The following is a 21,758-nucleotide window of genomic DNA, read 5'->3' on the forward strand; positions in this document are numbered from 1 at the left end:
GTGCGTCGAGAACTTAGCGGTCGTCGTCGGAATCGACTTCGGAGACGGTGATCGCGCCGTGGCTGGTGACGGTGATTTCGCAGCCGGCGTACCGGAACCGCACGCGGACCGGCTCGCCCGCGGGGAGGGGGTCGTCGGATCGGACGACGTCGTCCAGCCGGTCGCCGTCGATCGCGTCGTACAGCGGCGGTAACTCGTCCTGCTCTAGGTCGCGAACTTCGGCGACCGCCTCCGTCACGACCGTACTCGGTTGCTCGTCGGGATCGAACGTGAATCGCCGGCCGGTGTCACGGTCGTCGCTGCCGTCACTCATCGTCGCCCTCGACGAGATCCTGCCCGAAGTGGTCGAACGGCTGGACGCGGGTGCTCTTGAGAATCTTCGAGTTCACGACGTCGAGACCGAGCTCGGCGAGGTCGTCGCTGATTCGGGCGATGTCGTCGGTGTCGGTGCCGACCGCCTCGACCTGCAGGTTGTCGCTGCCGTTGAGCACCTCCTGAGTCTGGACGACGCCGCTGACCGAACAGGCCTCGGCGGCGAGTCGGTCTCGGTCGGCGCTGTCGGCCCTGCAGATGAACAACACGTGCAACTGGAGGCCGGCCTTGTCGTAGTCGATGTCGGGCTGGTACCCGCGAATCACTCCCTCGTCCTCTAGTTGCTCGATGCGGTTCCGGACGGTGCTGGCGGACACGCCGACGCGCTCGCCCATCTCTTTGGTCGTTACGTGTCTCGCGTCCCGCTGGAGGAGATAGAGAATTCCCTTGTCTACCTCGTCGAGTTCCATCTCATGGTCAGTCGGTTCCTCCCCTAAATCATGTTTTCGTATTCTCGGCACCAATACGTGCGCATTTTATAAAAACATCCATACATATTGCGTTTTTCGCACGTTATCGTGCACTCGAAATTGGTGTTGTCAGGGTTTATGCGAAATAAACACCCGTCGGCTCGGCGCGATGGCAGTTTCCTCTATCGGTTCTCGGGCGCACAGTTCGAGGCTCGTCGACGACGGGCCCCGCGGCGAGCGGAAACGACGCCGTTCGACAGTGGCTTTATCGCCGTCCTCACCGTACGTTCCCGCGTGTGCACGCTGACGCTCGCCTGGCAGGTGTTTCCCGACACGCCCGTCGCGGTCGCGGCGAACCGCGACGAAGCCGACGGTCGGCCGTCCGAGCCGCCCGAGGTGCTAGAGCGCGATCCGCGGGTCGTCGCGCCGCGGGACGCCGAAGCGGGGGGTACCTGGATCGGGTACAACGACCGGGGACTCCTCGTCGCGATCACCAACCGGTGGATCGACGCGGATCTCGCCGGCGAGCGCTCGCGCGGCCTGCTCGTCCGCGACGCGCTTCGGCGGCCCAGCGCCGAGGCTGCGGGTCGATTCGTCGAGTCCGAGGTTCGCGAGCGGGAGTACGACGGGTTCAACCTCGCGGTGGCCGACGCCGGCGCGGCGCTGTACTACGAGTGGTCGGGCACCCTGGACTTCCGCCAGCTCGACCCCGGCGTCCACGTCGTCGTCAACGTCGGCGCCGACGGCCGGTTTTCGATTCCTAAAATACGGCCCGACGCCGGTGAACGGCAAGCCGAGAACGCGACGCGGCTCCGCGAGGCGCTCGCGGTCGAACCCGGCGAGACGGCGACCGCCTGGCTCGACCGGGCGGGCGACGCACTGGGCGACCACGAGTTCGGCGTCTGCGTCCACGGCGACGGATACGGGACGCAGTCCTCGTCGCTCGTCGCCGTCGGTGGGTCGGGCGCGACCTACCGGTTCGCAGACGGGCCGCCGTGCGAGGCCGATTACGAAGACGTGACCCTCTCTGTCGACGAGTGACCGGCGGAGTTGGCGGTCCTCGTTTCCGGTCCGATCGACTCTTTGCCGGCGGAGTTGGCGGTCCTCGTTTCCGGTCCGATCGACTCTTTGCCGGCGGTTTCGCGACGGCGCGACGCTGGCCCGGCCGAGCCGTTCTTTTCAAGTGTCCCAACCGTCTACGTCGCTACAACGAATGAGCGAGGACTTCTACGATATTCTCGGCGTGAGTCGGGACGCGTCCGAGGACGAGATCCAGCAGGCCTATCGAAAGAAAGCCAGCGAGCTTCATCCCGACGTCAGCGACGATCCGAACGCCGAGGAGAAGTTCAAGAAGGCACAGAAGGCAAAGGAGGTGCTGACCGACGAAGAAAAACGCAACGCCTACGACCGCCTCGGTCACGAGCGCTTCGAGGAGGCCGAGAAGCACGGCGGCTTCGACGGCGGCCGCGGCGGTGGCGGCGCGGGCGGCCCGTTCGGAGGTGCGGGCGGCGCTGGCGGTCCGTTCGGCGGCGGTGGCGGGGGCGGCCCGTTCGGCGGCGCAGGCGGCGGCGGAGGCGGCGGCATGGGCGACATCTTCGACCAGATCTTCGGCGGCGGTGGGGGCGGCCGTGGCGACTCCGGTCGCGGCGCCGACCTCCGGACGTCGCTGGAACTCGACCTCGAGGAGGCCTACGAGGGCGCACAGAAGGAAGTGACAGTGCGCCGCCCCGAGAACTGCGACACCTGCGGCGGCGCCGGACACCCGCCCGACGCCGACTCGCGGACCTGTCCGCAGTGTGAGGGCCAGGGCCAGGTCACGCAGGTCCAGCAGACGCCGCTCGGCCGCGTCCAGCAGACCCAGACCTGTCCGCACTGTTCCGGCCAGGGCGAACTGTACGACGAGACCTGCGGCGACTGCGGCGGCGAGGGGGAAGTGACCAACACCTCGACGCTGACCGTCGACATCCCCGCGGGCATCCAGGACGGCCAGACGCTCCGGATGGAAAACGAGGGCGCGCCGGGCGACACCCGTCGGCGGAACGGCGACCTGCTGATCGAGGTGGCGGTCGCGGACCACCCGGACTTCGAGCGCGACGGCGACGATCTCCAGCACCGCGAGCCGATCTCGTTCCCGCAGGCGACGTTCGGCGACACGATCGAGGTGCCGACGCTCGACGGCCCCGTCGAGATGGACGTCCCCGAGGGGACCCAGAGCGGCGAGACGTTCCGCCTGGAGAACAAGGGGATGCCCCGGCTCCGCGGCCGGGGACAGGGCGACCTCTACGTGCAGGTTCAGGTCGTCACGCCCGACTCGCTCAACGAGGAGCAGCGCGAGGCCCTCGAACAGTTCGCGGAGGCCGGCGGCGAGGAGATCGACGTCGAGACCGGCTTCTTCGAGAAGATCAAGAACTCGTTCTGAGCGGTTTCGACCGGTTCTGCGCCACGTTTTCGCCGCTCTTCCGTCCCCCCGAGTTTCCGACCGTGTTCCGCAAGTGATCGACCGTAAACGGTAGCTAACACGCAAGTAACCGGTGAGTAACTATGGGGTATCCGGGTGTTCCCGCTGACGAGGGAACACGCGACATGACCGAGACCGATCCCGACGGTGCGGGCGCCCCGACCGGAAGCGTTCTCGTGACCGGCCCGGCGCCGGAGCGATTCGAGCGCGCGACCGAACTGCTGACCGACGAGGCGGTCGTCGTCCCGGGGGTCGACGACGGCCTCGACGAGTCGCTCGCGGCGGCCGACCTCGACGTCGCCGCGGTGCCGGAGAGCGAGGACGCGCTCCCGCCCTCCGAGCTCGGCATCGCCGTTTCGGATCGGGTCGCACGCCGCGAAGATCCGGATATCCTCGTGGACGGCGACGCCGTCGCCGACGCGGAATCGGTCTGCCCGTTCACGCTGTTCCGGTTCCTCCACTTGCTGCGGTGGCGCGTGGCGGGCACCGACGGTCGCCTCGTGTGTACCCTCGGGGATGCAGTCGATCCGATCACCGTCGAGACGATCGACGAGGTGTTCGACGAGCGCGTCCGGCTGGAGTCGATCCGGGACCGCCGACGCGTCGGCGGGCTCTCGCCGTGACGCCCGCTCGTCGATGATCGGTGCGTGACGCGACTTGCGGCGACCAGTGCGTGCCGCCGGGGACACGGGGGTGATCCCGGCGGGAATCTACGTTCTTTTGGCGGCGGCGTCCGAACGAGCGCGCATGGAGAGTCTCGACGATGTCGTCGCGCGGGAGCGGCGCTCGCAGGACCTCGCCGTCAGGGCCGCCGGCGAGCCCGAGCGAACGTACACCTACCACCGTTTCTGTACGACCGCCTGGAAGACGGGGAACTTCCTGCGACACCTCGGCGTCGGCGACGACGTGGCCGTCGGCGTCGCAGCCGATCCGGTCCCCCAGTCGCTGCTCGCCTTTTTCGGGACGGCGCTGCTGGGCGGCCGGACGCGCTTCGATCCCCCGCGGGCGTGGGACGGGCGCGCCGCGGTCGCCCGGAGCGACGCCGTCGCGGAGTACGACCTGCCCGCGGGCGGACAACGAGTGGGCTACGGCGACGATCCCGCCGATCCCGCGACGCGCTACTTCGAGGAGGAGGTCTGGAGCGAGAACCCCTCGTTCCCGCCGGTCGATCGCGACCCGAGTACGGCCGCGCTCGAAGACGCCGAACGCCGGTACTCGCACCGCGAACTCGTGGACGCGGCGTCGACCGCGGTCGAGGAGTTCGATCTCGACGCCGACGACGCCGTGGCGGTGCGAGCGTCGCTCGCCGATCCCCGAACGGTCGTCGCGGGCGCGCTCGCGCCGCTGATCGCCGGCGGTTCCGTGTTGTTCCCCGGCGCGGACGCCGAGGGTGACGTAGCGGTGACGCCCGGGGGAAATGGGGGAGACGCCCCCGAACCGCGAACGATCGCGCTCGACGCGGTTTCGCTCTGAGCGGCGGCGTCCGGACGCCGCTGCGACGCCGGAGCCGAGCGTCGCTCAGTGCTTCGCCTCGATGCCGTCCAGCGCCTCGGGGTTCTCGATGCTGGAGAGGTCGCCGGGATCCTCGCCGGCGTAGGCCGCGGCCATCGCTCGGCGGATGATCTTCCCGCTCTGGGTCTTGGGGAACTCCTCGACGAACAGCACGTCGCGCGGTCGGAACGGCTTGCCCAGTTCGGCGCCGACGTGTTCGCGGAGTTCGACCCGGAGATCCTCGGTTTCCTTCGAATCGGGTTCGAGCACGACGTAGGCGACGACGGCCTGTCCGGTCGTCTCGTCGGGGACGCCGACGGCGGCGGCCTGGTTGACCGCGTCGCCGGTCTCGACGCCGCGGGCCGCCAGCGCGTTGGCGACGCCGTTCGCCTCGGCACCGAGGTCGCCGAACGTCATCTTGCGGACCTCGCCCTCCTCGCCCTCCCAGCACACGGCGACGTCCTCGCGCGCCTCGGCGTCGGCGGCGTGGCGGTCGACGACGTTGTGGGCCGCGTTGATCCGACCGCCGGGGTACCAGTCGGTGAACTGGGGTCCCTCGCAGTCGTCCCGCACCGCGTCGTAGTCCTCGATGTCGTACCGTTGCATGAACTCGTAGACGTTCGTCGACTCGACGAACTCGCGGGAGGACTCGTGGACGACCTCGTCGGCGTCGCTGAGGGATGGCATGGCGTGGGTGGGGATTTTGCACGAACGATTCAGAAGTTTCGCGCGAGCGGTGAGTTCGGACGGTCGTTCCCGCGACCGCGGGACGAACGGCCACCGCCTCGGTAACGTCTTTACCCGCGGGGCGCGTAGTATCACGCATGTACGTCCGGGACGCGAAGAACCGCGAGGAGGTCTGGCTCTTGGATCACATCGAGGAGATGGGCCTCGACGCGACGGCGTTTCGATCGCGGGACTACGTGATCGCGATCGACGAGCAGTCCGGGACGAAGGCCGGCTTCGGTCGGATCCGCATCCACAAGCTCGACGACGGCGAGGCCTGCGAGCTGACCAGCATCGGCGTCCTCGACGGCTGGCGCGAACAGGGCGTCGGCGCACACGTGATCGAGCGCCTGATCGAGCAGGCCCGCGACCAGGGGTTCGAGCGCGTGTACAGCCTCACCGACGAGCCGGGCTACCTCGCGCAGTTCGGCTTCCAGGGCGTCGCGGCCTCGGACCTCCCCGAGAAGCTCCAGGATCGGCTCGACGCCAAGCGCGAGGCGTCCGCACCGGAGGCGACGCCGGTTCTCGTCGACGTCGACGAGTTCGAGATGCCCGACCGGCTGCGCGAGCGGTTCAAGTACGCCGCCGAGGAGGAGACCGAGTCCGAGCCCGACGAGAACGCCGAGGACTTCGGTATCGATCCGGAGTCGGCGACCTACAAGTACGACACCGGTCGCTAGACGGTCGAGAGAGCGCAAAAATACGATCGTGCGGCGGAAGGGACGAGTCAGCGGTCGTTTGTGCGTTCGCGATCAGCGACGTTCAGGTCGACAGGACGGCCGCGAGGACCGACGTGTTGTCGACGCCGGCGGTCGCTTCTTCTTTCTTCTCTTCGGCTCGGGTTCGGTTGCGGGAGTAGTTCCACGTCATACTAGATTGGAGGGGACGGGGACATAAGAATAAATTGTCGTGTTGACAAATTGGAGGATTGTTCACGACAGTCGGTAGCGGGCCTATCTGTGCGGACGAGAGGTGATATAGGGGGATTGAATCACCCGGTCGTCAAATCTGACAGTAACTAGTTGATAGTTGGGCCGAGATCTGTCGAAATACGATTCGGTATCCTCGGGCGAGGGGTCGACCGACTCACCCGGCCTCGGGGTCCTCGCCGACGCCGTACTTGAACGCGATCCAGCCGATCACGCTGATGAAGAGGATCGGCGGGAGCATCACGAACACCCACAGCGGCTTGAGCCCCCACTGGAGGACGAGCGCGACGCTGGTCAGCCCGAGCACGAGGAAGGGGAGGATCGCCAGCGTGGCGCGCAGGCGGCTGGTTCCCGGCCCGTCCTCGGCGTCGTCGACGTCAGGGATGGGAGCGTCCATTGGTTGAACGTCGGTCGGCCGCCGGCAAAAACGAACCGGTCGACGGCGTCAGGACGCCGCGTCGCGACGCGGTCGACGGACGCCGACGGTCGCCAATCCTTAAGCCGGACCCATCCATCGTGATAAACAATGTTCGATCCGGACGACCTGGAGGAGATCCGCTCCAAGAAATCGGAGTGGGAAGACGAACAGGTCGAGCCCACGCTGGAGCGGTTCGGCGAGCGCCAGGAGCAGTTCACGACCGACACCGGAGGCCAGCCCGTCGACCGGCTGTACACGCCCGCCGACGTCGCCGATCAGGACTACGAGGAGGACCTCGGGTTCCCCGGCGAGGAACCATACACCCGCGGCGTCTACCCGACTGGGTATCGCGGGCGCCTCTGGACGATGCGCCAGTACGCCGGGATGGGCACCGCCGAGGAGACCAACGAGCGATTCCAGTACCTGCTCGATCAGGGCCAGACCGGTCTCTCGATGGCGTTCGACCTGCCGACCCAGATGGGGTACGACTCGGACGACCCGATGGCCCAGGGCGAGGTCGGCAAATCCGGCGTCGCCATCGACTCGCTGCGGGACTTCGAGACCGTCTTCGACGGCATCGACCTCTCGGAAGTCTCGACGAGCATGACGATCAACGCGCCCGCCTCCGTGCTGCTGGCGATGTACATCGCCTTGGGGGATCAGCAGGGCGTCGACCGCGCGGAGCTCCGGGGCACCATCCAGAACGACGTGCTCAAGGAGTACGTCGCGCGCAACACCTACATCTACCCGCCCGAGCCGTCGATGCGGATCGTCACCGACGTGTTCGACTTCTGCGCCGCCGAGACGCCGAAGTTCAACACCATCTCGATCTCGGGCTACCACATCCGCGAGGCCGGCGCCACGGCCGCCCAGGAGATCGCCTTTACCCTCGCGAACGGCATCGAGTACGTCGAAGCGGCGCTGGACGCCGGGCTCGACGTCGACGAGTTCGCGCCCCAACTCTCCTTTTTCTTCGCCTCGTACAACAACATCCTCGAAGAAGTCGCGAAGTTCCGCGCCGCCCGCCGGATGTGGGCGAAGATCATGGACGAGCGCTTCGACGCCGAGGATCCCAAATCGAAGCAGTTGAAGTTCCACACCCAGACCGCCGGCTCGACGCTGACCGCCCAGCAGATCGAGAACAACGTCGTCCGCGTGGCCTATCAGGCGCTGGCGGCGGTGCTGGGCGGCACCCAGAGCCTCCACACCAACGGGAAGGACGAGGCGCTCGCGCTCCCCACCGAAGAATCGGTGCGGACCGCCCTCAGAACGCAGCAGATCCTCGCCCACGAGTCGGGCGCCGCAGATACGGTCGACCCGCTGGCCGGCAGCTACTACGTCGAGAGCCTCACCGACGATCTGGAGGACGAAGCGTTCGAGATCATCGACGAGGTCGACGACCGGGGCGGGATGCTCCGGGCGATCGACCAGCAGTGGGTCCAGCGGGAGATCCAGGACGTCGCCTACGACCGCCAGCAGGACGTCGAGTCGGGCGACCGGATCATCGTCGGCGTCAACGAGTTCCAGATCGAGGAAGAAGAGCAGGCGATGGACTTAGAGGAAGTCACCGAGGAGGACGAGCGCCGGCAGATCGAACGCCTGGAGTCGGTGCGCGAAGAGCGCGACCAGGAGGTCGTCGAGGAGCGGTTGGCGGCTATTCGGGACGCCGCCCAGAGCGACCAGAACCTGATGCCGCCGCTGATCGACGCCGTGAAGGCGTACGCGACGGTCGGCGAGATCTGTAACGTGCTCCGCGACGAGTTCGGCGAGTACAAGGGCGGCGGGGCGGTGTGAGGATCGCCGTCTGGTAAACGTTCAACTGTTCTCCCCCGTAAGTTCGCGTATGCACTTCGATCACGCCGGGATCGCGACGAACGATCTGGACGCCGCCGCGGAGCTGTACGGCGAACTGCTCGACGCGCCGGTCGCCCACGAGGAGGAACTCGACGGGCTCCGGGTCGCGTTTCTCGACCTGGGCGATGGCTTCTTCGAGCTGCTCGAACCGATCCAGCACGCGACCGTCGCCCGGTTCCTAGACAAGCACGGGCCCGGCGTTCATCATCTGGCCGTGGCAACCGACGACATCGAGGGCGCGCTGGAGACCGCGCGGGAGATGGAGATCGACCTGATCGACGAGGAGCCGCGGGACGGGGCGTGGGGTCACGACGTGGCGTTTCTGCATCCGAACGATACGGGCGGCGTGCTGATCGAGTTCGTCGAGCACCAGGAGTAGTTGCAGCGCGATTTATCTATTCAGATTGAGGGGTGAAAATCGCGCTCAGGATGGTAGAAATACATAGCGAGGGTCAACATCCCCGGTAGGGATGGTAGCTCTTGTTAATAGTAACCAGAGTAGCCGTTAGACCGAGAAGAGAAGTGGCTACTATAAACAGTAGCATAGCACGAAGTAGAGTACTATCTCTGAAACTACTCTGGTCAGATGGTTCACAGTCGCCTGGATCCGACCCAATGAGTTCGTTTCCTGTTATCGCCATTGTCAGTTTCACCTACAGTTTTGCTTTTAATTTCCTGAGGATGAGTTTTGGGAGTTGACCAAGAACCGTCGGAAACGTCAGACCGAGCTGGTTGGCGAGAGTCTTTGTATCGTAGTACACGTGGCATTCCTCCACTTTGCCGTCCGCAACGACGTATCTCGCCATCGCTCCAAACTCAACTCGGCGGCCCGTCGGCGGGATGCCTTTGAACTCTCCCTGATGCGTTCCCCTCACAGTTAATTCTGCCAATATCACGTTATCATCAGCGACTATTTCCTCAATCAGGAACGCGGCGTCGGGAAATGCAGCCCGACTTTCGTAGAGATATGCTGCAACCTCTTCTCGATGGTGGGCCTCTCCGTTCGGCAAACCAGGGTTGTACATATCCAGCGATTCTGATACCACATCGATCTTCGAATCGTCGCCGTTCTCCCAAGCGACGAAATCACGGGCAACTTGTTCTGATTGTGCAGTGTTTGTTTCGGTCATTCATCTCCCCCTTAACGTTCTCCCGCTCTGCCCGCGAGTCTCCGCGTTAATCCGGAGAACGTTACCCCGTACTTCACCGTGCGATGCGTTAACTCTATTCATGGCGGTGGTAGTACTCTGCTGATAAATACGCACGTGTACGTGCCGAATCAGTCACTTCAGTTCCATCCGAAATTAGAATGAGTGATCTCCATTACTGATACTGGTAGGAGTACATAACCCCACGCCGAACGCCTCGAAAGCCGTCGGCCCGATCGCCGTTTCAGTCCGCCAGGAACCGGCCGCGACTTCCGCCTCCCAACCGGTTTCGCGCCCACGGTGGGGCGCGAGCGCCCTCGCGCGCACCGGACCGTTCGATTTACCCCTTAATGTTACACACCGGGAACGTCCGCGCGACCTTGTCGCCGATTCCCAGCGCGTCCGAGACGCGCACGACCTCGTCGACGTCCTTGTAGACGCCGGGGGCCTCCTCGGCGACGGTCGCGCCGCTCTGGGCCTTCACGTAGATCTGCTCTTGCTCTTCGAGGTCGTCCTGCACGTCGCCGCCCCAGAACTCGTTTTTCGCCTGCGTCCGGGACATCAGCCGTCCCGCACCGTGGGCCGTCGAGCCGAACGTCTCGGCCATCGACTGGTCGCCGCCCCGGAGGACGTAGCTGCCCGCGCCCATGCTGCCGGGGATGATGATCGGCTGGCCGACGTCGCGGTACGCCGCGGGCACCTCCGGGTGTCCGGCGGGGAACGCCCGCGTCGCGCCCTTGCGGTGGACGTACAGCGTCTTCTCCTCTCCATCCACCTCGTGCGTCTCCTTCTTGGCGATGTTGTGGGCCACGTCGTACAGCAGCTGCATCTCCATCTGCTCCCACGTCCGGTCGAACACCTTCTCGAACACCCGTCGGGTGCGGTGCATGATGAGCTGTCGGTTCACCCACGCGAAGTTGATCGCCGCGCACATCGCGCCGTAGTACTCCTCGGCCAGTTGCGAGCCGGCGGGCGCCGCGGCGAGTTCCTTGTCCGGCAACTGGTCCAGCAGTCCCGAGTGGGTCTTCTCGATCTCGCGCAGGTAGTCGTTGCAGGTCTGGTGGCCCAGCCCCCGGCTCCCGCAGTGGATCAGCACGACGATCTGGTCCTCTTCGAGATCGAACTCGTCGGCGACGTCCTCGCGAAACACGTCGGTGACGCGCTGGACCTCGAGGAAGTGGTTCCCGCTGCCGAGGCTTCCGAGCTGGTTCTTCCCGCGATCCTTGGCCTTCTGGGAGATAGCCGAGGGGTCGGCGTCCGGACGCCGCCCCTCGTCCTCGCACGCTCGGAGGTCGTCCTCGACGCCGTACCCTTCCTCAACGGCCCACTCGACGCCCTTCTCCAGCACTTCGTTCACGGTGTCGATCCCGCTCTCGACGATGCCGCCGCCGCCCAGTCCCGACGGAACGTTGGCGAAGAGCGCGTCGACGAGCTCCTCTTCTTTGCCTTGCACGTCGTCGTACGTCAGATTCGTCGTCATCATCCGGACGCCGCAGTTGATGTCGTAGCCGACCGCGCCCGGCGAGATACAGCCGTCTTCGGCGTCGAGCGCGCCGACGCCGCCGACCGGGAAGCCGTAGCCCTGGTGGCCGTCGGGCATGCAGATCGCGTACTTCGTGATCCCAGGAAGGTGCGTCGCGTTCTTGAGCTGCTGGAGCGTCTTGTCCTCCGAGATCTCGTCCAGAAGCTGCTCGCTGGCGAGCACGCGCGCCGGCGCGCGCATATCGCCCTCCTGTGGAATCTCCCAGACGAACTCCCGCAGCTTGTGCAGGGTCACGCCGTCGGCGTCGTAGGTGGTCATACCCGTACATGCCCTCGCAGCACCGGAATAGGTTTCGAGTCGTCGGCGGACCGACGTGTCGCTCGCCGCGACTGATGCTCGGTCAATCGTCCGCGGCGACGCCCTCGCTCCCCGGCGCTTCGGCGTCCTGCGCGGGCTCGCGCAGCCAGTTGTCGACCGCCAGCGGGCCGCTCCCGGTGATAAACAGCATCGACACCATCCCGTACAGGGTGACGTGGGCGAGGACGGGGTCGTCAGGCAACCCGAAGAGCGTCAGCGTGAACATCAGGAAGGCGACGGCGGCGCCGCCCCGCGTGAAGATACCGACGAACAGCGCGACACCGAGCGCGAGCTCGGTGAGGCCCGCACCGAGTACCCAGAGTCCGGCGTCGACCGGCACGACCGCGGTGAGGTCGTACTTCTCGACGACGGCGAGGCCCGTGCCGGGCGCGAGTAGCTTCTCGACGATGCCCAGGTACGCGAAGGCGATCCCGAGGCCCGCGCGGACCACGGTCGGCGCGTAGCGCTCGTACGGTTCGACGACGCCGTTGAACCAGTTCGCGAGGCGGTGGATCGGGTCGAACCGCCCGTAGATCGTCCCCGGCGTCTGGGCGACCTGGTTGAGCATCTGGTCGGCGCTGGGCCGGCCGCCGCCGAGCAGCAGGATCGCGATAAAGCCCGGCACGTACTCGAACGCCAGCAGCAGGTCGGGCGCGAACGGCAGCGCGGCGAGGTACGCCAGCAGCCCCACGGCCGCCACGGCCCGCGTCGCCAGGCCGAACAGCAGGAAGAAGCCGATCGCTACCTGGAACACGCGGACCGACCACGTGACTTCGGGGCTGAAGAAGTAGCCCGCGAAGCCCGCACCGACCAGCGGCAGCCCCAGCGAGAGTCGGAGCATCCACGGGATCAAGTCGCGATACCCCGACAGCGTCTCGCGGAGCACCGCGAGATCCGCCCGGGCCGGGCGGAACTGCAGGTACGCCAGCGCGACCACCAGCGTCGCGACGGCGCCGCCGCCCAGCAACACGGCGTTGAGCGGGTCGGAGAGCACGTCGACGATAAAGTCCAGCCCCGTCGGGCCGCCCTCCTCGTCGGAGACGTACCGAACGTGGGCCGCGACGGGCCGGACCAGCAGCCACAGCGCGGCGACGACCGCTCCCGCGCGCCCCGCCATATGACGGTTCATGACCGATAGTTGGGACGCCAGCCTCAAATCTGGTCCGCTTCGGGAGGCCGGAGTTCGACGGCCGCACCGGGCTCGGACGCCGCGCCGCAACTCAGACGTCGAACACGACGTACGCGCGCCAGCCCGCGGCCGTCTCCTCGAGCTCCATCTCCGAGTAGGTGACGGCCTTGATCTCGCGGGCCGACACCGACGCCAGCGGGACGCCGCGGGCTGATCCCGCCAGCTCGAACGCGCCGTCGCGCTCGGCGATCTCGACGCCGTTGTCGACCGGTAACACGCCGCGCACGTCGCGCTGGTAGATCAGCTCGTCGAGGTAGTCAAAGAGTAGCGCCTCCCGGCTCTCGGCGTCGACGCGCACGTCGAAGCGCTCACCCTCGGGCGGGACGTCGTCGCACATCGCCGCCGCCAGCCCGTCGGCGACGGCCGCCGCGACGGCGTCGAACGAGCGGCCTTCGGCCTCGACGGCGACGTCGGCCGTGTGATCGCGCAACTCGTAGCTCACTGATCGGACGAACGGGGTTGGCGACCGTCAATCGGTCGGTTCGGCGTCGCCCGGGGAGGCCATCCGTGTCTGACCGGAGGGAGTCCGCCGGTGTACTACCGAGCGCAGCGAGTCTGCCGGTGTGCTGTCGACCGAAGGGAGACAGCGTTCGACAATCGATCGGAGGGAGATTGCCGGTGTCTCGCGGAACGAAGTGACGCGAGGCTCGGCAGGCGAGTGGAACGAGCCTGCCGGTGGAATTATATTCGCGTCCCTAGTACGTACCGACAGTGAGCGTCAACGTCGAAACGCGGGTCTCCGCTCCGGGCAGCGACGACCGCCTGGACGACGCCTGGGACCTCAAAGAAACCATCCGGCGATCCGAGGGGGTGCTCAAGCAGCGCCGGAGCTTCTTCGCGGACGCCTACCGCCGATCGACGGTCCACCTGCTCGTCGACGCCGACGACGATCTCGCCGGCTTCGCGGCGGTGCGTCGCGACGGGTACATCCTGTTTCTCGCGGTCGCACCGGAGTATCGCGGCGAGGGCTTTGGCAAGCGGCTCGTCGCCACCGTCGCCGAGGAACACGACTCGGTCACCTGCCACGCGCGGGCGACCAACGACGAGGCGCTGCAGTTCTACGAGTCGCTGGGCTTCGAGATCAAGCGCCGCATCGACGCCTACTACGAGGACGGCGGCGACGCGTACTACCTCAAGCTCGGCGACGACGCGGGGCTGGCGAGCAAGCTCAGCGATCTCGTTCGTCGGCGGTAGGGCCGCCCGCGATCGCGACGCCGAGTCGCGATTCTTCGCTCGCCGAAACTGTTAGTTGCCCCGCCGTGCAACCCTGTCCGTGGACGAGACGATCGAGTGGCTGCGCGGCCGCCCCTACTACGACGGCCAGATCGCGGAGCGACGCGTCGTCCCCGGAAGCGACGCCGACCTCGCGGAGCTCGACGTCGAGGATCGGCTGGCCGGCGCGCTGGCCGACCGCGGCATCGAGTCGGCGTACGCCCATCAGGCCGACGCCATCCGGACGATTCGTGACGGCCGCAACGCCGTGCTGGCGACGCCGACGGCGAGCGGCAAGAGCCTCGCGTACACCGTCCCGGCGTTCGAGCGGGCGCTGGACCGCCGGGCGACGACGCTGTACGTCGCCCCGCAGGTCGCGCTGATCAACGACCAGGCCGAGACGCTGTCGGATCTGGCGCACGATCTCGGCTTCGCCAGCGGCGTCACCGTCGACCGCTACACCGGTCGGCTCTCGAAATCCGAGAAAGAGGGCGTCCGGGATCGACAGCCGACTGTCTTGCTGACGACGCCCGACATGCTCCACTACGGCATCCTGCCGCACGGACACCGGCTGTGGGACTGGTTCTTCCAGCGCCTGGAGACCGTTGTGATCGACGAGGTCCACGAGTACCGCGGCGTGTTCGGCAGCCAGGTCGCACTCGTGATGCGCCGGCTCCAACGCCTGTGCGAGCGGTTCGACGCCGATCCGCAGTTCGTCTGTTGCTCGGCGACGATCGCGAATCCCGCCGAGCACGCCGCGAACGTGACCGATCGGCCCGCCGACTCGTTTTCGGTCGTCGACGAGGACGCCTCGGCGTCGGGCCCGACCCACTGGCTGCTGTGGAACCCGCCCGAGTACGAGCGCGAGGACCAGGGATCGGGCCGCCGACGCTCCAGTCACGTCGAGGCAAAGCGTCTGTTCGTCGACCTCGTCGTCCGGGGGTACCAGACGGTGGTGTTCACCCGGGCGCGCCAGACCGCCGAGCGCTACGCCAGCGACAGCGCCGAGGCGCTTCGCGACCGCGGGTTCGCCGACGAGGCCAGCGGCGTCACCGCCTATCAGGCAGCGCTCAAGCGAGATCGCCGCGACGAGATCGAGGCCGGCCTCCACGACGGCGACATTCGGGGCGTCTGGAGCACGAACGCCCTGGAACTCGGCGTCGACATCGGCGGGCTCGACGCCGTCATTCTGGATGGCTACCCCGGCACGAAGATGGCGACCTGGCAGCAGGCCGGCCGCGCGGGACGCGGGACCGACCCGAGCCTCGTCGCGCTGGTCGCCGGCGAAGACCAGCTCGACCAGTACGTGATGCGCACGCCCGACGAACTGTTCTCCGGCGATCCCGAGCACGCCGTCGCCAACCCCGAAAACGACCAGCTCGTCCCGCCCCACGTCCTCGCCGCGGCGCGCGAGAACTGGCTGTCGGCCGACGACGAGCGCCACTTCGGCGCCCAGTTTCCGGACGTCGTCGCGGAACTGGAGTCTGCGGGCGACCTCGAACGGCGGACGACCAACAAGGGCGTGCGCTGGACGGCCGACGTCGACGGTAGCCCGCACCACGAGATGAGCCTTCGCTCGATCGACGACCGCGAAATACAGCTCCTCGACGCGCGCTCCGGCGACGCCATCGCCAGCCTGCCCTTCGCCGACGCACTGCGCGACGCCCATCCCGGCGCGATCTACCACCACCAGGGCCAGCGCTACGAGGTGACCGACCTCGACCTGGATCGGGATCTCGCCGAACTCTCTCCGACGTGGGCCGACTACCACACGCGCGTGCTCCACGACAAGGAGATCACCGTCGAGCGCGACATCGACGAGCGGCGGCTTCCGGATCGGGATGATGTGACAGTGGGGTTCGCTGAGGTGACGATGCGCAAGCGGATCACCGGCTTCGAGCGCCGCGACGCCAAGCGCAGCGAGCCCATCGCTCGCGAGACGCTCGATCTGCCCGAGACGACGCTCCGGACGCGCGCGCTGTACTTCACTCAGCCCGACTCCATGCAGGCCGACATTCGGGCGACTGCGACGGACTCGGAGGACACCTTCGAGGGCGCGATCCACGCCGCCGAGCACGCGCTCATCTCGCTGTTCCCGCTCCAGGTGCTGTGCGACCGGCGCGACATCGGCGGCCTGTCGACGCCGCGGCATCCCCACACCGGCGAGAGCACGATCTTCGTCTACGACGGCTACCCCGGCGGCGTCGGGCTGACGCGCGAGGGGTACCAGCGTCTGCCGGAGATGCTCGGTCGGACTAGGGAACTGCTTGCAGAGTGTCCCTGCGAGGACGGCTGTCCGAGCTGCGTGCAGTCGCCCCACTGCGGGAACGCCAACGACCCGCTATCGAAGGGGCTGGCGCTGGATCTGGTCGAACGCCTGCTCGATTCTCAGTAGATTGCGATCTACTTCGGATCCTCTGTGAGACCGGCACAGCGGTTAACAACACCACGAAAGCCCCCGCTCGCTCCGGTCGAGGGGCTTGCTGCGCGCGCTCCCTTCGGTCGCGTGCTTACGGCGCCCGTCTTCCCGGAGCGAGCGGCCCCTTTCAGTCCCACCCGTGTCGGCTGATCAGTCAGGCATCGCGGGTGGGACTGAAAGGGGCTGAGCGTTCGGCGAACCCGGACGAAGCAAGCACCGCAGGCCGAAGGCCGAGGAGCGCAGCGAGTCCCGGGAGCCGAACGCTCAGGGGCTTTCGTGGTGTTCGTGGTCGAATTCGAAGATGCCCCTCCGGATACATCACTTCCCAGGTCCCCTCGCAACTTCTTTCAACACCACGCTCCCTTGATCCGGTATGATTCCGCTGCGGGCCGCGCTGTTCGCCGCGGCCGTCGCGCTGCTCGCGCTGTCGGCGATCGCGATCGTCCGCGCCGACAGGCCCGGCGGGGCGTGGGGTCGCCGACTGCGCTCCCGACTGCTCCTCGGTATCCCCTGGGGAACGATCGTCTCCGTGCTGTTCGTGCTCGCGGTGTACCTGTTCCTCCAGCAGGGGTACTGGTACTGGTACGACCCCGTGACGATTCCGTTTCGATCGTGGTCGTACCTCTACCCGACGGGCTGGCTGGCGTCGGGCTTCTCCCACGCCGGGCCCGGCCACCTGCGGGGCAATCTGACGGCGACGCTCGTGCTCGCCCCAATCGTCGAGTACGCGTGGGGCCACCTGCCCCAGGAGCGGGGTAGCAACTCGTTCGATTCCTGGAAAACGAACCCCTGGATCAGAGCGTTCGTTCTCTTTCCGGCGGCGGTGCTCGGCCTCGGCCTGCTGACCAGTCTGTTCGCGCTCGGGCCCGTCATCGGCTTCTCCGGCGTCGTGTTCGCGTTCGCCGGGTTCGCGCTGGTTCACTACCCCGTCGCGACGGTGGTCGCGCTGCTGGTCTCCAGCGTCGTCTCGACCGTCATCCCCGCGCTGCTCGACCCGATCGTCTCGGTGACGGTGTCGGCGAGCCCGCCCGCGCCGCCGTCGTGGGCCGGGATCGCCATCCAGGGCCACGCGCTCGGGCTCTTCCTCGGGCTGGTGCTCGGGCTGGTGGTGTTGCACCGCCGGACGGGGACGCCGAGCGCCGCGCGCGTCTGGCTCGCCGCGCTGGTGTTCGCCGTCATCCAGCGGCTCTGGGCGGTCTACTGGTTCCGCGGCGAGGGGACGTACGTGCTGTTCCGCGGGGTCGGCGTCGCGCTGGTGCTGTTGCTCGCGCTCCTGATCACGGTCGCCGCCGTGGCGTCCGAACGGCCGCTGCTTTCGAGAGACGTCCCCGCCCTCGATTGGATTACGCGCCGCCGCGTCGCCGTCACGGCCGTCGTGCTGGGCGTCGCCGTGCTGGCCGGGCCGGGGATCGTCCCGAACCTCGTCACCGTCGACGGCGGCGTCGGCCCCGAGGACGCCGTCGAAGTCGAGGACTACACGGTCACGTACGCCGAGAACGTCACCAACCGGATGGTGTCGGTGATCGAGATCGAGGCGTTCGGCGAGTCGACCGAGGTCAGGACCAGCGGGGTGATCATCACGAGCGAGCAGCGCCACCTCTGGTTGCGCCAGGCTTCGAGCCAGCGACTCGCCTACACCGGCGAGGTCGACGTCCGGTTGGGCGGCGTCGGCTGGAGCGAGCAGGTCGTCGCGACTCGCGAGGGCTGGACCGCGGCGGGCAACGACACGGCCTACCATGTCTGGCTCGATCCCGCCAGCGGTCCGGAGCGCCACGTGTTCTCGTCCGAGAGCCACACCGCCGCGCCGCGGATCGACAACCGATCCGTCTCGATCGTGCCCGAGGACGGAGAGTTCTACCTCCGAGTCGAGCGCGAGAACGAGTCGCTCGGGCGCGTCGAAATCCCCGAGGTCGGCAAGTCCGTCGACGCCGGGGGACTGACGTTCGCGACCGAGCGGCGCGAGGGTCGGCTCGTCGTGACAGCCGAACGGGGCGGAACGAGCGTCGCGGTCGCTCGTGAAGAAGTGTACCGGTAGTTCAGGACCACTCGATTCGGAAGACCTCGGCGTCGAGTGCCTCGCTGTCGGCGTCGTGGAACTCGAACTGGCGCTCGATATCCAGCTCCGCGCGGAACGCGTGGGTGACCTCGCCGCCGTTATCCGCCGCGAACGCCTCGACGAACTCGTCGCTGTCTTCGTTGTGGATCGAGTACGACACCGCGGCGATCTCGCTGGCGGTTTCCAGAAACGCTCGGTCCGCGTGCTCGTTGCCATCCTGAGCGCCAAAGGGCGGGTTCATCACGACGGTCGCGTCCTCGACCGCCAGCGGCGCGCGGGTGGCGTCAGCCTGCACCCAGCCGATCTCGGACGCCGTCCCGACGCGGCGCTCGTTGGCCTGGGCCGTGGTCAGCGCCCCGCGGTCGACGTCGACGCCGACGACGCGCCGGGGGCCCCGGAGCGCGGCGCCGAGCGCGAGCATCCCCGTTCCGGTCCCGAGATCGACGACCGTCCGGTCCTCGACGTCGCCCTGCAGGTCCGCGACGTGGATCAGGTGGGCCGCCAGCTCCGGCGGCGTGGGGTACTGTTCGAGCTCGGCGCTCGGGCTCTCGAAACCAGCGACGACCGCCAGCTGCTGGGCGAGCTGTCGTTTCGTACTCATGTTTCGGAATCGAGTGGGGCTATCTGGCCGTCGCCCTGAGATCGCCGTGGCACGGCGTCGATCCGCTCCGTCGCGGCGTCGGTCCGCATCGGCTCGATGCCATCGCGGTGACGTCGTACGATCGCTCGATCGACGGGTGACGCCGGCGTGTGGGTCATGCTGCCGGACCATACACCGCGGGTATGCAAAAACGTTGGTACATGCCTACGGCTCATCTTCTTTCCGTCGATCATCTTCGAGAATGCTGGATGGAAACGCCCACTGCGACGGCTCTCCCGGACGAACGCGATCGCGAAGGACTAATTATTAAGAGGGCGCCACGAGATCACACGCCCATGGACTGTCCGCGCTGTTCGGGATCCCTCGAGACGTACGAGCTGTTCGGCCGCGAGGCCGAAGGCTGCGAGACGTGTGGCTACGTCGGGGTCGCGGTGAGCCACGAGAGTGAGCCCGTCGAACTGGAGTCCTGGCAGGAAGCGCTCGATCGCTTCAAAAAAGAGTAACCGGAAATCGTTCGTCGCTCGGACTGCTTACTCGTCGGCCGCGGCTTCCGCTTCCGCGCCGCCGCTGGCTGCCTGCTCTTCCTCGTCGGAGCGTGCGGCGACCAGACCGCCGCGCGCGACGCTGTACAGCGGCTCGTCGGCGTGGCTGACGCCGCTGATCGAGAACGGGATGTTGGCGTCCTGCAGGTGGTCGCGGAACAGCGCCTCGAACCCGTCGGGGCTGGAGGTGCCGCCCGTGACGACGACCGGCACGTCCAGACCTTCCTCGACGTCCTCCTCGTCGACCTCCTTGACGATCCGCTCGATGACGTAGTCGAGCAGGTTCTCGTAGTAGATCGACAGCGCGCCCTCGACGCCGCCGACGTCGGTCTCGAAGTCGAGCTCGAAGTCGTCCTCCTTGATGGAGGTGACCTTGTCGACGGGCGTGCCCGTCGCCTGGGCGGCCTGCTCGTCGACCCAGTCGCCGCCGCGCGCGACCGAGAACTTCATGACCGGGACCGCGTAGTACGCCAGGCAGACGTTGGTCATGCCGGCGCCGAAGCTGATGCCGAGTCCGGTGAAGTCGTTGTCCGCGAGCTCGCTGTAGATAACCGCCATCCCCTCGTTGATGGGCTCTGCGTCGTAGCCCATGTCGTCGATGAACGACTCCAGTGTCTTCTGGTGATACAGCGTCGAGAGGTCCGAGTCGATCGGGTCGGCGGGCGAGGAGAAGTACAGCTTCTCGTTGGGGTGGTCGGGCTCGCCGACGACCTGCTCGATGATCAGCTTCATCATCGGGATCGCGGATTTCTCGTCCGAGGAAAGGATGCCGTGCTGCATCGGACGGCGCGTCTCCCGGTTGAAGATGTTCGCGAAGTTCAGGGCGTCGTCGCCGACGACGTACACCTTGTCGTCCTTCCGGATGTGGAGGACCTCGCTCCGCGAGAGCATCTGCTCCGCCATGTCGGAGTAGTCGATCTCCACGAAGGAGTTGCGCTGCTGGACGAATACCGTGTCGTTCCCATCCTGCTGTGCCGACAGGATGTTCATCGTGCCGACGTCTAGGCCTTTCGCCATATCCGGTAAACCTGCCCCACGTACAATAAAACTATGTGAAATAATTACAGAACTTTCTGGCAAGAAAACATATCTACGGGAGGGGAACGGTCTGACGGGGGCAGGAACGCAACGTTTCGACCGGTCAGCGCCGGAGGGCGCTCCGGACCCGATCGACCAGTCCGGTCCCGCCGATGCCGGCGACGATGCCGTCATCGTCGTCGGCCTCCTCTTCTTTGCGGCGCTGTTCTCGCAACTCTTTGAGCTTGTTCGTCTGGTCGTCGACCGTCGACTCGGAGGTGGCGGTCTTCTTGTCGCCGCCTTTGAGCTGGCGCAGGCCGCTGACCTGATCGTCGACGCTGCCCGACTGTCGGGTGGTCGTCGCCTCGACGTCGACGCCGGACGCGTCGAACTCGGGTCCCGTGGAGAACTCCAGGCGCTTGGACTCCTGTTTCTCGACGCCGCCCCACGAGAGGTCGACGCCGTCCATCGCGTCCTCGATGTCCTCCTCGATCTGTTCGGTCGTGTAGGTCGTCTCCTCGTCCTCCTCGTCCTCGACCGGATCGATGTCGGCCGGGCCGGGCCGGGCGCGCGCCAACTGGTGGGCGATCAGCGCCGCGCCGGTCGAGGCCGTGATGACGGTCATGCCGACCGCATACACTGACGTCACCTGAATGCTGTAATCGGCTGCGTCAGCAACGTTCCAGTTGCTCGGGTAGACTCGCCAGAATGCGACCACCGCGATCAGGGTGATCGCCCAGCCGCCCAGTCCGCTCAGCGTCGCGCGCCGCTCGACGGGGAGCAGCACCACGAGACTCAGCATCAGCGTCGGGACCGAGAGCATCCCGAGCGCGAACGACAGCGCCCGGCGGGTCCAGAACGCGCCGGTCCCGTACTCGAACGCGCCCGACCAGGCGAACAGGCCTAGGCCGATCACCGCGAAGGCGATGCCGACGAAGAACAGCCCGAACCCGAGATAGACGTCCGTCTCCGCGTCCGGTTCGCCGAGGTACTGTTCGTAGAGCTCGAACAGTTTGTTGTCGGGGAGCTCCCCCGTCGCGTCCTCTGTCATTGACGCCGATTACTTACCCCATGCT

At 66.9% G+C, this 21,758-nt stretch carries 21 protein-coding genes and 1 pseudogene; 11 read left to right on the top strand and 11 right to left on the bottom strand.

Features of this window, described 5'->3' with window-relative positions; translation table 11 throughout:
- Positions 1 to 13 precede the first annotated feature (13 nt).
- Positions 14 to 313 carry a HalOD1 output domain-containing protein gene (locus ABDZ81_RS12205; protein ID WP_343774261.1) on the bottom strand — a complete coding sequence of 100 codons (300 nt, stop codon included), beginning with the start codon at positions 311 to 313 and terminating at the stop codon, positions 14 to 16.
- Positions 306 to 782 carry an Lrp/AsnC family transcriptional regulator gene (locus ABDZ81_RS12210; protein WP_343774262.1) on the bottom strand — a complete coding sequence of 159 codons (477 nt, stop codon included), beginning with the start codon at positions 780 to 782 and terminating at the stop codon, positions 306 to 308. Before ABDZ81_RS12210 ends, ABDZ81_RS12205 begins: the two co-directional genes overlap by 8 nt.
- A 294-nt stretch (positions 783 to 1,076) precedes the next feature.
- Here ABDZ81_RS12210 and ABDZ81_RS12215 point away from each other — a divergent pair, with 294 nt between their 5' ends.
- The 4 genes from ABDZ81_RS12215 to ABDZ81_RS12230 all read left to right on the top strand — a co-directional run bounded on the left by ABDZ81_RS12215 (position 1,077) and on the right by ABDZ81_RS12230 (position 4,713).
- Positions 1,077 to 1,823: an NRDE family protein gene (locus ABDZ81_RS12215; protein WP_343774263.1), complete on the top strand. Its 747-nt coding sequence runs from the start codon at positions 1,077 to 1,079 to the stop codon at positions 1,821 to 1,823.
- Between the two features lie 172 nt (positions 1,824 to 1,995).
- Positions 1,996 to 3,201 carry a molecular chaperone DnaJ gene (gene dnaJ, locus ABDZ81_RS12220; protein WP_343774264.1) on the top strand — a complete coding sequence of 402 codons (1,206 nt, stop codon included), beginning with the start codon at positions 1,996 to 1,998 and terminating at the stop codon, positions 3,199 to 3,201.
- Positions 3,202 to 3,365: 164 nt separating this feature from the next.
- Positions 3,366 to 3,863 carry a DUF7504 family protein gene (locus ABDZ81_RS12225; protein WP_343774265.1) on the top strand — a complete coding sequence of 166 codons (498 nt, stop codon included), beginning with the start codon at positions 3,366 to 3,368 and terminating at the stop codon, positions 3,861 to 3,863.
- 124 nt (positions 3,864 to 3,987) lie between these two features.
- Positions 3,988 to 4,713: a hypothetical protein gene (locus tag ABDZ81_RS12230; protein WP_343774266.1), complete on the top strand. Its 726-nt coding sequence runs from the start codon at positions 3,988 to 3,990 to the stop codon at positions 4,711 to 4,713.
- A 45-nt stretch (positions 4,714 to 4,758) separates the two neighbouring features.
- Here ABDZ81_RS12230 and ABDZ81_RS12235 read toward each other — a convergent pair.
- Positions 4,759 to 5,073: pseudogene (locus tag ABDZ81_RS12235) on the bottom strand (AMP-binding enzyme); the annotation flags it as partial.
- A 482-nt stretch (positions 5,074 to 5,555) separates the two neighbouring features.
- Between ABDZ81_RS12235 and ABDZ81_RS12240 the strand changes: the two are divergent.
- Positions 5,556 to 6,137 (top strand): GNAT family N-acetyltransferase, encoded by a 582-nt coding sequence (locus ABDZ81_RS12240; RefSeq protein ID WP_343774268.1) that lies wholly within the window; start codon positions 5,556 to 5,558, stop codon positions 6,135 to 6,137.
- Positions 6,138 to 6,543: 406 nt separating this feature from the next.
- Here ABDZ81_RS12240 and ABDZ81_RS12245 read toward each other — a convergent pair whose 3' ends face one another.
- Positions 6,544 to 6,783 carry a DUF8142 family protein gene (locus ABDZ81_RS12245; protein WP_343774269.1) on the bottom strand — a complete coding sequence of 80 codons (240 nt, stop codon included), beginning with the start codon at positions 6,781 to 6,783 and terminating at the stop codon, positions 6,544 to 6,546.
- A 129-nt stretch (positions 6,784 to 6,912) separates the two neighbouring features.
- Here ABDZ81_RS12245 and ABDZ81_RS12250 point away from each other — a divergent pair, with 129 nt between their 5' ends.
- Positions 6,913 to 8,598 (top strand): acyl-CoA mutase large subunit family protein, encoded by a 1,686-nt coding sequence (locus tag ABDZ81_RS12250; RefSeq protein WP_343774270.1) that lies wholly within the window; start codon positions 6,913 to 6,915, stop codon positions 8,596 to 8,598.
- A gap of 49 nt (positions 8,599 to 8,647) precedes the next feature.
- Complete coding sequence (gene mce, locus ABDZ81_RS12255; RefSeq protein ID WP_343774271.1) at positions 8,648 to 9,037, top strand: methylmalonyl-CoA epimerase; 390 nt, start codon at positions 8,648 to 8,650, stop codon at positions 9,035 to 9,037.
- A 274-nt stretch (positions 9,038 to 9,311) separates the two neighbouring features.
- Here mce and ABDZ81_RS12260 read toward each other — a convergent pair whose 3' ends face one another.
- The 4 genes from ABDZ81_RS12260 to ABDZ81_RS12275 all read right to left on the bottom strand — a co-directional run bounded on the left by ABDZ81_RS12260 (position 9,312) and on the right by ABDZ81_RS12275 (position 13,277).
- Positions 9,312 to 9,788, bottom strand: coding sequence for an ester cyclase (locus ABDZ81_RS12260; protein ID WP_343774272.1), 477 nt, complete (start codon positions 9,786 to 9,788; stop codon positions 9,312 to 9,314).
- A 358-nt stretch (positions 9,789 to 10,146) separates the two neighbouring features.
- Positions 10,147 to 11,607: an RtcB family protein gene (locus ABDZ81_RS12265; protein ID WP_343774273.1), complete on the bottom strand. Its 1,461-nt coding sequence runs from the start codon at positions 11,605 to 11,607 to the stop codon at positions 10,147 to 10,149.
- An 82-nt stretch (positions 11,608 to 11,689) separates the two neighbouring features.
- A complete protein-coding gene (locus ABDZ81_RS12270) occupies positions 11,690 to 12,775 on the bottom strand; it encodes a DoxX family protein (RefSeq protein ID WP_343774274.1) in 1,086 nt (361 codons plus the stop codon).
- A gap of 91 nt (positions 12,776 to 12,866) precedes the next feature.
- A complete protein-coding gene (locus ABDZ81_RS12275) occupies positions 12,867 to 13,277 on the bottom strand; it encodes an archease (protein ID WP_343774275.1) in 411 nt (136 codons plus the stop codon).
- A gap of 269 nt (positions 13,278 to 13,546) precedes the next feature.
- Between ABDZ81_RS12275 and ABDZ81_RS12280 the strand changes: the two genes are divergently transcribed.
- The 3 genes from ABDZ81_RS12280 to ABDZ81_RS12290 all read left to right on the top strand — a co-directional run bounded on the left by ABDZ81_RS12280 (position 13,547) and on the right by ABDZ81_RS12290 (position 18,501).
- On the top strand, positions 13,547 to 14,029 hold the full coding sequence (locus tag ABDZ81_RS12280) for a GNAT family N-acetyltransferase (protein WP_343774276.1): 483 nt from the start codon (positions 13,547 to 13,549) through the stop codon (positions 14,027 to 14,029).
- Positions 14,030 to 14,108: 79 nt separating this feature from the next.
- Positions 14,109 to 16,442 carry a DEAD/DEAH box helicase gene (locus ABDZ81_RS12285; RefSeq protein ID WP_343774277.1) on the top strand — a complete coding sequence of 778 codons (2,334 nt, stop codon included), beginning with the start codon at positions 14,109 to 14,111 and terminating at the stop codon, positions 16,440 to 16,442.
- Positions 16,443 to 16,839: 397 nt separating this feature from the next.
- Positions 16,840 to 18,501: a rhomboid family intramembrane serine protease gene (locus ABDZ81_RS12290; RefSeq protein WP_343774278.1), complete on the top strand. Its 1,662-nt coding sequence runs from the start codon at positions 16,840 to 16,842 to the stop codon at positions 18,499 to 18,501.
- Position 18,502: 1 nt separating this feature from the next.
- Here ABDZ81_RS12290 and ABDZ81_RS12295 read toward each other — a convergent pair whose 3' ends face one another.
- Positions 18,503 to 19,123: an METTL5 family protein gene (locus tag ABDZ81_RS12295; RefSeq protein ID WP_343774279.1), complete on the bottom strand. Its 621-nt coding sequence runs from the start codon at positions 19,121 to 19,123 to the stop codon at positions 18,503 to 18,505.
- A 335-nt stretch (positions 19,124 to 19,458) separates the two neighbouring features.
- Here ABDZ81_RS12295 and ABDZ81_RS12300 point away from each other — a divergent pair, with 335 nt between their 5' ends.
- Positions 19,459 to 19,626, top strand: a complete 168-nt coding sequence (locus ABDZ81_RS12300) for a hypothetical protein (protein WP_343774280.1) — start codon at positions 19,459 to 19,461, stop codon at positions 19,624 to 19,626.
- Between the two features lie 27 nt (positions 19,627 to 19,653).
- Here ABDZ81_RS12300 and ABDZ81_RS12305 read toward each other — a convergent pair whose 3' ends face one another.
- Both ABDZ81_RS12305 and ABDZ81_RS12310 read right to left on the bottom strand, forming a co-directional pair.
- Positions 19,654 to 20,682 carry a disk-shape morphogenesis protein volactin gene (locus tag ABDZ81_RS12305; RefSeq protein WP_343774281.1) on the bottom strand — a complete coding sequence of 343 codons (1,029 nt, stop codon included), beginning with the start codon at positions 20,680 to 20,682 and terminating at the stop codon, positions 19,654 to 19,656.
- 124 nt (positions 20,683 to 20,806) lie between these two features.
- A complete protein-coding gene (locus ABDZ81_RS12310) occupies positions 20,807 to 21,733 on the bottom strand; it encodes a cell division protein CdpA domain-containing protein (RefSeq protein ID WP_343774282.1) in 927 nt (308 codons plus the stop codon).
- Positions 21,734 to 21,758 lie beyond the last annotated feature (25 nt).

Source organism: Natronoarchaeum mannanilyticum, from assembly GCF_039522665.1.
GTDB lineage: Archaea > Halobacteriota > Halobacteria > Halobacteriales > Natronoarchaeaceae > Natronoarchaeum > Natronoarchaeum mannanilyticum.

Bases quoted from the DNA above. Each gene is read 5' to 3' on its own strand.
- ABDZ81_RS12205 (WP_343774261.1), bottom strand. From the start codon at position 313: ATGAGTGACGGCAGCGACGACCGTGACACCGGCCGGCGATTCACGTTC.
- ABDZ81_RS12210 (WP_343774262.1), bottom strand. From the start codon at position 782: ATGGAACTCGACGAGGTAGACAAGGGAATTCTCTATCTCCTCCAGCGG.
- dnaJ (WP_343774264.1), top strand. From the start codon at position 1,996: ATGAGCGAGGACTTCTACGATATTCTCGGCGTGAGTCGGGACGCGTCC.
- ABDZ81_RS12225 (WP_343774265.1), top strand. From the start codon at position 3,366: ATGACCGAGACCGATCCCGACGGTGCGGGCGCCCCGACCGGAAGCGTT.
- ABDZ81_RS12230 (WP_343774266.1), top strand. From the start codon at position 3,988: ATGGAGAGTCTCGACGATGTCGTCGCGCGGGAGCGGCGCTCGCAGGAC.
- ABDZ81_RS12240 (WP_343774268.1), top strand. From the start codon at position 5,556: ATGTACGTCCGGGACGCGAAGAACCGCGAGGAGGTCTGGCTCTTGGAT.
- ABDZ81_RS12245 (WP_343774269.1), bottom strand. From the start codon at position 6,783: ATGGACGCTCCCATCCCTGACGTCGACGACGCCGAGGACGGGCCGGGA.
- ABDZ81_RS12250 (WP_343774270.1), top strand. From the start codon at position 6,913: ATGTTCGATCCGGACGACCTGGAGGAGATCCGCTCCAAGAAATCGGAG.
- mce (WP_343774271.1), top strand. From the start codon at position 8,648: ATGCACTTCGATCACGCCGGGATCGCGACGAACGATCTGGACGCCGCC.
- ABDZ81_RS12260 (WP_343774272.1), bottom strand. From the start codon at position 9,788: ATGACCGAAACAAACACTGCACAATCAGAACAAGTTGCCCGTGATTTC.
- ABDZ81_RS12265 (WP_343774273.1), bottom strand. From the start codon at position 11,607: ATGACCACCTACGACGCCGACGGCGTGACCCTGCACAAGCTGCGGGAG.
- ABDZ81_RS12270 (WP_343774274.1), bottom strand. From the start codon at position 12,775: ATGAACCGTCATATGGCGGGGCGCGCGGGAGCGGTCGTCGCCGCGCTG.
- ABDZ81_RS12290 (WP_343774278.1), top strand. From the start codon at position 16,840: ATGATTCCGCTGCGGGCCGCGCTGTTCGCCGCGGCCGTCGCGCTGCTC.
- ABDZ81_RS12295 (WP_343774279.1), bottom strand. From the start codon at position 19,123: ATGAGTACGAAACGACAGCTCGCCCAGCAGCTGGCGGTCGTCGCTGGT.
- ABDZ81_RS12300 (WP_343774280.1), top strand. From the start codon at position 19,459: ATGGACTGTCCGCGCTGTTCGGGATCCCTCGAGACGTACGAGCTGTTC.
- ABDZ81_RS12305 (WP_343774281.1), bottom strand. From the start codon at position 20,682: ATGGCGAAAGGCCTAGACGTCGGCACGATGAACATCCTGTCGGCACAG.
- ABDZ81_RS12310 (WP_343774282.1), bottom strand. From the start codon at position 21,733: ATGACAGAGGACGCGACGGGGGAGCTCCCCGACAACAAACTGTTCGAG.